Source organism: Curvibacter sp. GW821-FHT01G03 (genome assembly GCF_059422285.1).
On record NZ_JBWKWP010000004.1, the window covers coordinates 245,153 to 257,748 of the forward strand.

General features: G+C 63.6%; 12 protein-coding genes. 2 read left to right on the forward strand and 10 right to left on the reverse strand.

Features of this window, described 5'->3' with window-relative positions; translation table 11 throughout:
- Positions 1-20: 20 nt before the first annotated feature.
- From phoB to pstS, 6 genes are all read right to left on the reverse strand, one after another.
- Positions 21-776, reverse strand: a complete 756-nt coding sequence (phoB, locus tag AC07VS_RS07165; protein ID WP_492346350.1) for a phosphate regulon transcriptional regulator PhoB — start codon at positions 774-776, stop codon at positions 21-23.
- A gap of 6 nt (positions 777-782) precedes the next feature.
- Positions 783-1,484, reverse strand: coding sequence for a phosphate signaling complex protein PhoU (phoU, locus tag AC07VS_RS07170; protein WP_492346349.1), 702 nt, complete (start codon positions 1,482-1,484; stop codon positions 783-785).
- 10 nt (positions 1,485-1,494) lie between these two features.
- Positions 1,495-2,274, reverse strand: a complete 780-nt coding sequence (pstB, locus tag AC07VS_RS07175) for a phosphate ABC transporter ATP-binding protein PstB (protein WP_492346348.1) — start codon at positions 2,272-2,274, stop codon at positions 1,495-1,497.
- A gap of 15 nt (positions 2,275-2,289) precedes the next feature.
- A complete protein-coding gene (gene pstA, locus AC07VS_RS07180; protein ID WP_492346347.1) occupies positions 2,290-3,177 on the reverse strand; it encodes a phosphate ABC transporter permease PstA in 888 nt (295 codons plus the stop codon).
- Positions 3,174-4,097 (reverse strand): phosphate ABC transporter permease subunit PstC, encoded by a 924-nt coding sequence (pstC, locus tag AC07VS_RS07185; RefSeq protein WP_492346346.1) that lies wholly within the window; start codon positions 4,095-4,097, stop codon positions 3,174-3,176. Before pstC ends, pstA begins: the two co-directional genes overlap by 4 nt.
- Positions 4,098-4,246: 149 nt before the next feature.
- On the reverse strand, positions 4,247-5,287 hold the full coding sequence (pstS, locus tag AC07VS_RS07190; protein WP_494657478.1) for a phosphate ABC transporter substrate-binding protein PstS: 1,041 nt from the start codon (positions 5,285-5,287) through the stop codon (positions 4,247-4,249).
- Positions 5,288-5,663: 376 nt separating this feature from the next.
- Here pstS and ppx point away from each other — a divergent pair, with 376 nt between their 5' ends.
- Positions 5,664-7,142: an exopolyphosphatase gene (gene ppx / locus AC07VS_RS07195; protein ID WP_494657479.1), complete on the forward strand. Its 1,479-nt coding sequence runs from the start codon at positions 5,664-5,666 to the stop codon at positions 7,140-7,142.
- Between the two features lie 164 nt (positions 7,143-7,306).
- Positions 7,307-7,993: a hypothetical protein gene (locus tag AC07VS_RS07200; protein ID WP_494750581.1), complete on the forward strand. Its 687-nt coding sequence runs from the start codon at positions 7,307-7,309 to the stop codon at positions 7,991-7,993.
- 34 nt (positions 7,994-8,027) lie between these two features.
- Here AC07VS_RS07200 and AC07VS_RS07205 read toward each other — a convergent pair whose 3' ends face one another.
- From AC07VS_RS07205 to AC07VS_RS07220, 4 genes are all read right to left on the reverse strand, one after another.
- Positions 8,028-8,489 (reverse strand): SixA phosphatase family protein, encoded by a 462-nt coding sequence (locus tag AC07VS_RS07205; protein ID WP_494657481.1) that lies wholly within the window; start codon positions 8,487-8,489, stop codon positions 8,028-8,030.
- 19 nt (positions 8,490-8,508) lie between these two features.
- A complete protein-coding gene (gene ppk1, locus AC07VS_RS07210) occupies positions 8,509-10,581 on the reverse strand; it encodes a polyphosphate kinase 1 (RefSeq protein ID WP_494657555.1) in 2,073 nt (690 codons plus the stop codon).
- A 228-nt stretch (positions 10,582-10,809) separates the two neighbouring features.
- Complete coding sequence (locus tag AC07VS_RS07215) at positions 10,810-11,673, reverse strand: UDP-2,3-diacylglucosamine diphosphatase (RefSeq protein WP_494657482.1); 864 nt, start codon at positions 11,671-11,673, stop codon at positions 10,810-10,812.
- Positions 11,673-12,521: a GNAT family N-acetyltransferase gene (locus tag AC07VS_RS07220; RefSeq protein ID WP_492346340.1), complete on the reverse strand. Its 849-nt coding sequence runs from the start codon at positions 12,519-12,521 to the stop codon at positions 11,673-11,675. The genes AC07VS_RS07215 and AC07VS_RS07220 overlap by 1 nt, the downstream gene beginning before the upstream one ends.
- Positions 12,522-12,596: the final 75 nt, after the last annotated feature.

Below are 12,596 nucleotides of genomic sequence, written 5' to 3' on the forward strand. Positions count from 1 at the left end.
GAGAAAGGCCAGTCAGGCCGTCAGGCGGAAGCAACAGAAGCAGCAGAAGCCACAGGAGCAACCGACGCGGGGGCAGACACCGCCACCTGGGGCTGACCGGTGAGCCGGTAGCCCGCGCCGCGCACGGTTTCGACCATGGTGCCGGCCCCACCCAGGGCCTCACGCAGGCGTTTGACGTGCACGTCGACGGTGCGCTCTTCGATGAACACATGGTCGCCCCACACCTTGTCGAGCAATTGCGAACGGCTGTGCACGCGCTCGGAATGCTTCATGAGGTAGTGCAGCAGCTTGAACTCGGTGGGGCCGACCTTGAGCGGCTGGCCCGAGAACGTGACCCGGTAGGTGGCTGCATCGAGCACCAGTTCACCGATGGTCACCGTGTCGGACACCTGCTCCGGGGCCCGGCGGCGCAGCACGGCACGGATGCGCGCCAGCAACTCCTGGGTGGAAAAGGGCTTGGTGATGTAGTCGTCGGCACCCGCGTCAAGACCCGCCACCTTGTCGGACTCGTCGCCGCGCGCGGTCAGCATCAGGATCGGGACACCCTTGGTGCGGGCGTCGGCGCGCCATTTGCGCGCCAGGGCCACACCGCTCTGGCCGGGCAGCATCCAGTCCAGCAGGATGACATCAGGCAGCACGGCATCCAGCTCGCGCTGGGCCGAAATGCCGTCTTCGGCCCACACCGGCTGAAAGCCGTTGTGGCGCAGGTTGACCGCGATCAGCTCGGCAATCGCCGGCTCATCTTCAACGATCAGGATATGGGGCAGCTTCTTCATGGCAGATCACCGGACGGCGGACTCCACGTCGTCGATGGACGCGTGGCGCACATCCGTGCCCTTGACAACGTAAATGATGAACTCGGCAATGTTCTTGGCATGGTCACCGATGCGCTCGATGGCCTTGGCCAGGAACAGCAGATCCAGGCTGGGCGAGATCGTGCGGGGGTCTTCCATCATGTAGGTGATGAGCTTGCGCACGAAACCGTCGAACTCGCGGTCGATCAGGTCATCCTCTTTGAGAATGGCCACGGCCGTGGAGGTGTCAAGCCGGGCAAAGGCGTCGAGCGCCTTGCGCAGCAGGCCGGCCGCCAAGTCCGCCGCCACACGCAGGTCGGTGGAAGGCAGTTGGCGGGCCGAGCCGCTTTCGATGATCGACTTGACCATGCGGGCGATCTTGCTGGCCTCGTCGCCCACGCGCTCCAGGTTGGCCGTGGTCTTCGAGATGGCCAGCAACAGGCGCAGGTCGCGCGCCGTGGGCTGGCGCCGCGCAATGATGGAGGCGAGATCTCGGTCGATCTCGATCTCCATGGCATTGACCCGCTGTTCGATGTCGATCACCTGGGCCGCAGCCTCGGTGCTGAAGTTCGACAGCGAGTAGATGGCTTGATGGATCTGGGATTCAACCAGGCCGCCCAGCTCCATGACCCGCGACGAAACGCCGTTGAGATCACTGTCGAACTGGGTGGAAAGATGTTTTTCAGGCATGCTGCCCTCCTCAACCGAAACGGCCTGTGATGTAGTCTTCTGTTTCTTTGCGGGTGGGCTTGAAGAACATCTGTTCCGTCTCGCCGAACTCGACCAGATCGCCCAGGTACATGTAGGCGGTGTAGTCGCTGCAGCGTGCCGCCTGCTGCATGTTGTGGGTCACGATGACCACGGTGTAGTCATCCTTCAATTCGGCGATCAGCTCTTCCACCTTGGCGGTGGAGATCGGATCAAGCGCCGAGCAGGGCTCGTCAAGCAACAGAACCTCAGGCTTGATGGCAATGCCGCGGGCAATGCACAGACGCTGCTGCTGGCCACCGGACAGGCCCGAACCGCTCTGGTTGAGCTTGTCCTTCACCTCGGTCCAGAGTGCCGCCTTGCGCAAGGCCCATTCAACGCGATCATCCATGTCGGTGGCGCTGAGGTTCTCAAACAGCTTCACACCGAAGGCGATGTTGTCGTAGATCGACATCGGGAAGGGCGTCGGCTTCTGAAACACCATGCCGACCTTGGCACGGATCAGGGCCACGTCCTGCTTGGAGGTGAGCAGGTTCTCGCCATCCAGCACGATCTCGCCTTCGGCCCGTTGCTCGGGGTACAGCTCGAACATGCGGTTGAAGGTGCGCAGCAGGGTCGACTTGCCGCAACCCGACGGGCCGATGAAGGCGGTGACCTTCTTCTCGGGAATGTTCAGATTGATGCCCTTGAGGGCATGGAATTTGCCGTAGTAGAAGTTCAGGTTGCGCACCGCAATCTTGGCTTGCTCGTCGGGCACGGTGAATGTGGTCATGAAAAATCCTTGCCTTTACTTCTGACGGGTCAGCACGCGCGCCAGGATGTTGAGCCCCAGCACCGCCATGGTGATCAGGAACACGCCTGCCCAGGCCAGTTGCTGCCAGTTTTCGTACGGGCTCATCGCAAATTTGAAGATGGTCACGGGCAGGCTGGCCATGGGTTTGGACAGGTCCGAGTTCCAGAATTGATTGTTCAGCGCGGTGAACAGCAAGGGGGCGGTCTCGCCCGAGATGCGGGCCACTGCCAGCAACACCCCGGTGATCACGCCCGACTTGGCAGCGCGCAGCGTGATCGTGATGATCACCTTCCACTTGGGCGTGCCCAAGGCGTAGGCGGCCTCGCGCAGCGCCGAAGGCACCAGCGTGAGCATGTTCTCGGTGGTCCGGATGACCACCGGAATCACGATCAGTGCCAGGGCGATGATGCCGGCCCAGCCCGAGAAGCTCTTGAAACGGGCCACCACGATGGCGTAGACAAACAGGCCGATCACGATGCTGGGCGCCGACAACAGAATGTCGTTGACGAAGCGCGTGGTCGAGGCCAGCCAGCTCTTGGTGTCGTACTCAGCGAGGTAGACGCCGGCCATGATGCCGATGGGCGTGCCGATGAAGGTCGAAACGACCACCATCACCAGCGAGCCGAAGATCGCGTTGGCAATGCCACCCACCTCGTTCGGCGGTGGCGTGGACTGGGTGAACAAGGCCACGCTCAGGCCGCCAAAGCCCAGGCGAACCGTCTCCCAGAGAATCCAGATCAGCCAGAACACGCCAAAGGCCATGGCCGCCAGCGACAAGGCCAGGGCCATGGTGTTGACCCGCTTGCGGCTGGCGTAGCGCGCCTGGCGCACCGCGGCCAGCGCCGTGCGCTCAGCCAGTGCCGAAGAAGCTGCTGTGTTCATGAGCGGGCTCCTTCGTTCTTCTTGAGTTGCATCAGCAGCACCTTGGACAGGGCCAGCACCACGAAGGTGATGAAAAACAGCACGAGACCCAGGTAGATCAGCGAAGCCTGGTGCAGGCCCTCGCCCGCTTCAGCGAACTCGTTGGCCAATGCCGAGGTGATGCTGTTGGCAGCCTCGAAGACACTCAGCGAGTTGAGCTGATTCATGTTGCCGATCACAAAGGTGACGGCCATGGTCTCGCCCAGAGCCCGGCCCAGGCCCAGCATGACCCCGCCCAGAACACCGGTCTTGGTGTAAGGCAGAACCACCTTCCAGACCACTTCCCAGGTCGTGGACCCCAGGCCGTAGGCGGATTCCTTGAGCAGGGGTGGCGTCACTTCGAACACATCACGCATCACCGAGGCAATGAAGGGAATGATCATGATGGCGAGGATGATGCCGGCCGACAAAATGCCGATGCCCACCGGCGGGCCGGAGACAAACGAGCCCAGCAGCGGCACCCCCTTCAACAAGGCCTGGAGGGGCTGTTGCACGAAGCGCGCCAGAATGGGGCCAAACACCATCAGGCCCCACATGCCATAAACGATGGAGGGAACCGCTGCCAACAGCTCGATGGCGGTGCCCAAGGGGCGCTTGAGCCAGGCCGGCGAAAGCTCGGTCAGGAACAGGGCAATGCCGAAGCTGACCGGCACGGCAATGGCCAGCGCGATTAGCGAGGTGGCCAGCGTGCCGTAGATCATCACCAGACCGCCAAAATCGGACTGGACCGGATCCCAGACGCTGCGCACGAGGAAACTCAGGCCGTACTTTTCAATTGAGGGCCAGGCGCCGAAAACCAGCGACAGCAAAATGCCGAAAAGAAGGCCCAGGGTCAGAATGGCAGCGCCTTTGGCCAACCAGCCAAAAAGACGGTCAGCCATGGCACCCGACAACAAAGGGCGGGGAGATGGAGGTGTGGTCATAGGTTGAGCACGCCCCACCGAGGCGGGTGGGGCATGGTTGACCGGCAGTGTAGTGGACACGACTAAGTCCCGAAAGCAGGTCTGAGGCTGAGGTCAGAAACCGCGACTCACTTGAAGGCGACCGGCTTGTCGCCAGCCGCTTCGCGGATCTCGCTCCAGGACTTCAGGATCACTTCCTTGACGCTGTCGGGCATGGGCACGTAGTCCAGGTCAACAGCGGTCTTGTCGCCGCTCTTGTAAGCCCAGTCAAAGAACTTCAGAGCGGTGGTGGCCTGGGCCGGCTTGTCCTGCTTCTTGTGCATCAGGATGAAGGTGGCGCCCGTGATGGGCCAGGAATCCTTGCCCGGCTGATTGGTCAGGATCTGGTAGAAGCTCTTGCTCCAGGTGGCGCCCGCAGCGGCAGCCTTGAAGGTCAGGTCATCCGGAGCCACATAGGTGCCGGCTGCGTTCTGCATCTGCACATAGTTGAGCTTGTTCTGCTTCACATAGGCGTACTCGAGGTAGCCGATGGAATCCGGCAGGCGACCCAGGAAGGCGGCCACGCCTTCATTGCCCTTGCCACCCGCACCGGTGGGCCAGTTCACGGCAGTGCCTTCACCGACCTTGCTCTTCCACTCGGGGCTGACCTTGCTCAGGTAGTTCGTGAAGATGAAGCTGGTACCCGAGCCGTCGGCGCGACGCACCACGGCGATCGGCGAATCCGGCAGGGCGAGGCCTGGGTTCAGCGACTTGATGGCGGCATCATTCCAGTGGGAGATCTTGCCCAGGTAGATGTCGGCCAGCACAGCGCCGGTCAGCTTCAGTTGGCCCGGGGTCAGGCCCTTGACGTTGATCACCGGCACCACGCCGCCAATCACGGTGGGGAATTGCACCAGGCCCTTGGCCTTGAGGTCGTCATCGGTCAACGGGGCGTCGGAGGCGCCGAAGTCCACCGTCTTGGCTTCGATCTGACGGATGCCGGCACCCGAACCCACCGATTGGTAGTTGATCTTCACGCCGGTGGCCTTGTTGTAATCAGCCGCCCACTTCGAGTAGAGGGGGGCCGGGAAGCTGGCACCCGCGCCGGTGGCTTCCTGTTGCGCCCAACTGGCGGGAGAGAGCAAAGCGGCAACGGCGCCGGCAACAGCCATACGAATCGTCCAGGTCATTTCAATTCACCTTGGTGGGTTGGAGAGTTGACTGGACTCTAGTGGGCCTTGATGACAGTTGCGTGACAGGTCCCAAAGAGGCTGAAGATCCCGATTTTTTGTCACAATCAGCGCAAATTCGGTCACCCAACTGTCATAAACGGCTTCTAGACTGCGAAACGCGTGAAAAATACGGGGTCGTCGGTTGGTGTCCTGTCGGTCGCAGCCACAATCGCTGCTGTCAGGTTCAGCCGCCACGCAGGCGGGAGTCCGATATCCAGCGAACTTGCCTCGACAGACTCCGGAACCCGAACCCCCTCTCTTCACAGCCCAGTACGCAAGCGGCGACGAACTCAGCTGCCGCCGCAGAGTGACCGGACCCAAGCGCTGCCAACAAATGCAAAACGGAACACTCATTGCCGCTGTCGACCTGGGGTCGAACAGCTTCAGACTTGAAATTGGCCGCCTGCAACACGGCCAGATCCAGCGCAGCGAATACCTGAAGGAAACAGTTCGTCAGGGCAGCGGCCTGGACGAGGAGCGTCGGCTTCGTGCCGAGGCCATGCAACGCGGCTGGGATTGCCTGGCCCGCTTTGCAGAACGTCTGGCCGGATTTCCGCGCACCCAGGTGCGTGCGGTGGCCACCCAGACCCTGCGTGAAGCCCGCAATCGGGACGACTTCCTGACCCGGGCCACCGAGATCCTGGGTTTTCCGATTGACGTGATCTCGGGCCCCGAGGAGGCCCGCCTGATCTACCAGGGCGTGGCACGACTGCTGCCCCAGTCGGATGAGCGTAGATTGGTGATCGATATCGGAGGGCGCTCTACCGAAATGATTCTGGGCCAGCAGTACAACGCCCACATGATGGCGTCGTACCGCGTGGGCAGCGTCGCCTGGTCAATGAAATATTTTCCCCAGGGCCTGTTCACCCAACAGGCCTTCATGACCGCCGAGATCGCGGCCAAGGCCGTGCTCGACGAAGCCCTGGACAGCTACCGCCGCGACAGTTGGGACATCGCCTACGGCTCGTCCGGTACGGTCGGTGCCGTGGCCGACGTCCTTGCCGCTGCCGGTGAACCTGGCGGCATCATCACCCGCAGCGCGCTGCATTGGCTCAAGGAGCGCCTGCTGCGCGCCCAAAGCGCAGAACGGGTGCGCATGGAAGGTTTGAAAGACGACCGCCGCGCCGTCATTGGCGGTGGGGTCAGCGTGCTCACGGCCATTTTTGACCTGTTGGGCATTGATGAAATGCACGTGGCCCAAGGTGCCTTGCGCCAGGGCGTGCTGTACGACCTGCTGGACCGCGAACAGCCCCACACCGACTTGCGCGCCACCACGGTGGTGTCACTGTGTGAACGTTTTCAGGTCGACCTGGCCCAGGCAGAGCGCGTGCGAGACGCGGCACTGGCGCTTTACCAGCAGGTCGAAAGCCCGCTGGACGAGCGTGCCGAACGCAAGCTGGCCTGGGCTGCCAGCCTGCACGAGATCGGCATTCAGATCTCGCACAGTGATTACCACCGGCACGGCGCCTACATTCTGGACAACACCGATGCACCGGGCTTTGCCCTGCCCGAACTCCACCGGCTCAGCCTGCTGATCCTGGGTCACCGCGGCAAGCTGCGCAAACTGGAGGCCGATTTCAGCGACGCGGCCTTTGTGGCGCAGTTGCTTTGCCTGCGCCTGGCCGTGGCCCTGTGCCACGCCCGGCGCACCCCCGATCTGGCCCCGCTGGAGCTGGCCTGTGACGGCATGGCCTACACCCTGCACCTGAGCCAGGCCTGGTGCCAGCAATACCCGCAATCGGCCCACCTGCTGCGCGAGGAAGCGATCGCCTGGCAAAAGACACCCTGGTCGCTGGATCTGCTGGTGTCCTGAGCGCGCTGTCCCAGCCGACCGGCCATCCCATGAGCCCCCGGCACCTTGCGGTGACCGGGGGTTTTTCATGCCGGGTGCAGGCACCCGACTGGCATCACCGCAGCCTTACAAACATCGAATTAAACCGTATATACTGTTTATACCGATTCACTCAAGGAATGTTGATGACCAGCACCAGCGACAAAAAAGAGACCCCGACAACCCCAGTGGCCACCCCCGTGGTCGCAACGCCCGTGACGGCGGCTGCCCCTGCCAGCGCCCCGGTGAGCAAGGCGGCCGAAAAGCCGGCCGCCAAGCCCGCCCCCAAGGCGGTGCCCGCCGCCCCCGTGAAGGCAGCCGCTCCGGCCAAGGCCGCCACACCTGCCAAGGCCAAGGCTGCGGCTCCGGCCAAGGCCCCCGCCAAGGACACCAAAGCCATCAAGGCCAGCCCCGCCCCCAAGAAGGCCGCGAGCAAGCCTGCCGCCAAGCCCAAGGCCGCGCCGGTGGCTGTCGCCGCGCCCGTGCCCGCACCGCCCAAGGCGAAGGTCGAAGCCCCCAAGAAGATCAAGGACAGCAAGCCCAAGAAGGCTGCCGAGCCCGAACTGAAGGCCAAGAAGGCGAAGCTGGTGCGCGACAGTTTCACCATCCCCAAGGATGAGTACGACGTGCTGGCCGACCTGAAGCAACGCGCCCACCTGCTGGCCCACAGCCCCAAGAAGAGCGAGATCCTGCGCGCAGGCGTGCGTTTGTTGGCCGGCCTGGGTCAAGAAGCCTTCCTGAAAGCCCTGAAGGCCATTCCTTCGATCAAGACAGGCCGTCCCGCCGCCGAAAAGCCGGCTGCTGTGGCCCCCAAGAAGGCCGGCAAAGCCTGACAGAGTCGCCCCCGGTCAAATCGGGGGCTGGGGGTTACAGCAGCTCCGGAATCTGGACCGTGACCACCACGGTCTGAGATTCGCCTTGCCGTTCCCGGTGGCGCAGCCACCAGACCGCCCCCTTGCGCACCGAGCACTCCCCCTCAGGCAAGCCCAGCAGATGGGCCACGGTCTGGCCCAGCATGGGCTGGTGTCCGATCACCAGCACGGCCCCTCGTTGACGAGGCCATTGCACCAACTCGAGCAGATCCGACACCTGCCCCCCGGGCAGCAGTTCGGCGCGCAATTTGTACTTGCGACCCAGGGCCAGCGCCGTCTGCTCAGTGCGCCGGGCGGGGCTGCACAACACCCTCAAGCCCTCAGGCAGTTGGCGATCCAGCCAGGCTGCCATGCGCATGGCCTGCTTCTCCCCCCTGGGGGTGAGGTTGCGGGCCAGGTCTTCCATGGCCCCGGCATCGTCTTCAGCTTCGGCATGTCGCCACAAGATCAGGTCCATGGGGGTCACTCACTCCAGGTCAGGTTTTCTTGGGTTTGGGGTCGCTGCCGTAACGGTCCATCAGGGCCTGCTGGACACCGTGGGCCACATCCCCCAACGGAGCAACCCGCTGGTAGACGCCATCGGCACCCAAAGTCCAGGCATCACGGTCGTCGCACAGGTAGCCGACCAGGCATTCGTCAATGATGCGTTGGCGCAGTTCTGGGTCATGGACGGGCCACGACACCTCGACCCGGCGCAGCATGTTGCGGTTCATCCAGTCGGCGCTGGACAGGTAGAGATGCTCTTGCTCGCCCATGCGGTAATAGAAGACCCGGGAATGCTCCAGAAAGCGCCCGATGATGGAACGCACCCGGATGTTGTCGGTCTGCCCCGGGACGCCCGCGGGCAACATGCAGGCGCCGCGGATGATCAGGTCGATGCGGGCCCCGCGCTGACCCGCCTCGATGAGCGCGCGGATCAGGGGCTCGTCGGTCAAGGCGTTCATCTTGGCGACGATGCGCCCCCCCTCGCCTCGCTCGGCCGCCAGACCCACCTGGCGAATGGCCTCCAGGGTCTTGGCGTGCAGATGGAAGGGTGCCACCCACAGGTGCTTGAGGCGAGGCAGGCGGTTCTGGCTGGCCAGATGAGAGAACACCTGGTCCATCTCGGAGGTCAGATCCGGGTTGGCCGTGAGGTAACTCAGGTCGGTGTAGAGGCGCGCGGTGCGGGGGTTGTAGTTGCCCGTGGAGAGGTGCCCGTAGCGGCGCAGCACGCGGCCCTCGCGACGGGTCACGAGCAGCATCTTGGCGTGGGTCTTGAGCCCCACCACCCCGTAGACCACCTGGGCACCGATGGACTCAAGTGCCTCGGCCCAGTTGATGTTGGCCTCTTCGTCAAAACGGGCCTTCAACTCGACCACGGCCGTCACTTCCTTGCCGCGACGCACTCCTTCGCGCAACAGCTCCATCAACTCTGAATCAGACCCGGTGCGGTAGATGGTTTGCTTGATGGCCAGCACCTGAGGGTCGTTGACGGCCTCGCGCAAAAAGCCCAGCACGCCGTCAAAACTCTCAAAGGGCTGGTGGATCAGCACATCCCGCTGCGCCACCTGCTCAAAAATCGAGGTGCCATGCTGCAACTGACGCGGCAGTGCGGCCTTCCAGGCCGGAAACAGCAGCGAGGGCTCGGTCATCAGATCGATGAGCTGCGTCAGGCGAACCAGGTTGACCGGACCGTGCACACGGTAGAGCGCCCCCACCGGCAGACTGAACTGGGACAGCAGGAAGTCGGACAGGAATTTGGAGCAACCAGCCGACACCTCAAGCCGCACGGCCTGGCCGTAGTTGCGGTGCTCCAGGCCCTGGCGCAGCGCGGCACGCAAGTCACGCACATCTTCCTCATCAAAGGCCAGGTCGGAGTGGCGCGTGACCCGGAACTGCGAGAACTCGGTCACTTCGCGGCCGGCAAACAGATCGTGCAGATGCGCCCGGATGACGCTGGACAGGCTGACGAAGCTGACCCCCTTGCCCGCCACCCGGGCCGGCATGCGGATGACCCGGGGCAGCACCCGAGGCACCTTGACGATGGCCACTTCGTTCTCGCGCCCAAAGGCGTCCTGGCCCCGCAGGCGAACAATGAAATTGAGCGACTTGTTGGCCACCTGGGGGAACGGGTGCGCGGGGTCCAGGCCCACCGGCACCAGCAGGGGGCGCACCTCGCGCTCGAAGTAATCGTGCACCCAGCGGCGTTGCTCGGCATTGCGCTCGCCGTGAGAGACGATGCGGATGCCCAGGCGCGCCAGCGCGGGCGTCAACTGGTCGTTGTAGAGCTTGTATTGGCGTTCGACCAGATCATGGGCACGCTCCGACAGGGCCTCAAACGAGTTGCTGCTGTAGGTGCCGCGCGGATCGCGCAATTGCAGGGCAATCAGGTGCGGCGCCACACGCACCTCGAAAAACTCGTCGAGGTTGGACGACACGATGCACAGAAAACGAAGCCGCTCCAGCAGCGGCACATCGCCGCGGCGGGCCCAGTCCAGCACACGGTCGTTGAAGGCCAGGATGCTGTGATCGCGATCCAGCAAAGGGAACGGCTGCACCGTGTCGGGCACGGCAGGTTCGGATGGGGATGACGTAGCGGAGATGGACAAGCAAGAAACCTCAGACAAGCATGCCGGCTGACGCCGGGTGGCGGCACTCAGACGGAAGGCAACCCGCCGACCCGGCAGGGCAGGAACAGGTCGCCAACATTATTCATACCGAGCCCGGCCTTTTGATGACAAATGCATGACAAGTCGATTTTCGACCAATGGGTTCCACTTTATCAATAGAGGACCGACTCAGACACTGAGCGCGTTGATCGCCGTCCCGTGCGGCTGGCCCAGGCTCGGGTTCCAGTGCACCAATTCGAGTCGACCATCAAAGTGCTCGACCAAGGCCGTGTGGCTTTCCACCCAATCGCCATCGTTGCAGTACAGCGTGCCCTGGATGGTGCGCATTTCGGCCCGGTGGATGTGCCCGCACACCACCCCATCGAGACCCCGGCGTCGCGCCTCGGTGGCCACGGCCACCTCGAAGTCCATCACGTAATTCAACGCCTTCTTGACCTTGCCCTTGAGGTAGGCCGAGAGGGACCAGTAAGGCAGACCCAGCCGGCCCCGCAGGTTGTTGAGGTGCCGGTTCAAGCGCAGCAGCAATTCATAAAGGTTGTCGCCCAGGTAGGCAAGCCACTTGGCACACTGGATCACACCATCGAAATGATCGCCATGGATGACCCAGAGGCGGCGGCCGTCCAAGGTGGTGTGGATGGCCTGCTCGACCACCTCGATGCCCCCAAAGGAATGCCCGACAAAGCCGCGGGCAAATTCGTCGTGGTTGCCCGGAATGAAGATGATCTGACACCCCTTGCGGGCCCGTCGCAACAGCTTCTGCACCACGTCGTTGTGAGCCTGGGGCCAGAACCAGCGGCGGCGCAACTGCCAACCGTCAATGATGTCCCCCACCAGATACAGGGTGTCGCTGGGGTGGTGCTTGAGGAAGTCGAGCAGTGCCTCGGCCTGGCAGCCCGGGGTACCCAGGTGCAGGTCGGAGATGAACACGGCTCGCACCCGGTTGCGCCCCTCGTCCCCGCCCGGATCCGTCTCGACTTCAGTGGGCGGGCCCTGAGTGGCCCACTGGTTCAGCGCCTCGAAGCTGGTTCTCATCAGACACCCAGAAAGTGCTTGCGGTAGCGTGACGGCAGGTCGGAGATGCGCATGAGCATGGGCAGATCGGCGGTGTTGAAGTCAGGGTCCCAGGCGGGTGCACCCAGCACTTTGGCCCCCAGGCGCAGGTAGCCCTTGATCAGCGCTGGCGGCTCGATCTGCAGGCTGTCATCGAGTTGCTCGACCGGCAAGGCCAGGCGAGGCAGCACGTGGTACTCGATGGGGGCCAGGTGCGTGTCACGCAGTTGGCGCCAGATGCTGGCCGCTGCGTCGCCACTGACCACCCCGTTGTGCAGCATGGGAATGCTGGCACAGCCGATCATGGTGTCGAGTTGGTTGCGCACCATGAACTCGGCCAAAGCGCCCCACAAAGCCATGATCACGCCGCCCTGGCGGTGCTCGGGGTGCACGCAGCTGCGGCCCAGCTCGACCATGCGCGAGCGCAGCATGCGCAGGCGGGTCAGGTCGAACTCCATGTCGCTGTAGGTGCTGCCGATGCGCTTGGCCTGGACCGGGGTCAGCACACGGTAGGTTCCGATCACCTTGCCACTGTGCTGCTCACGCACCAGCAGATGCTCGCAGTAGTCGTCGAACAAATCCACGTCGTGACCGGGCACTGAGGTGGCCAGGCGGGCGCCCATCTCACCGGCGAAGATGTCGAACCTCAGGCGCTGGGCTTCACGCACTTCGTCAAGGTGTCGCGCCCACGAAACCTGAATACCCCCGCGCCCAGTTGACGCATCCGCAGCGCCGTGCGGGCGCTCAGCTGAGTGGTCGCCTCGATGAAGCGACCCCCGAGGCAAGGCAATCGGCGACAGCGGGAAGGTCGGGTTGGGCAACTCTTTCATCGTGGGCTCCTGGGCGACTGACAGGCGGGGCTGCACCTGGTCAGCCGCACACCGAATGCTGAAAGGGGCCGCCAC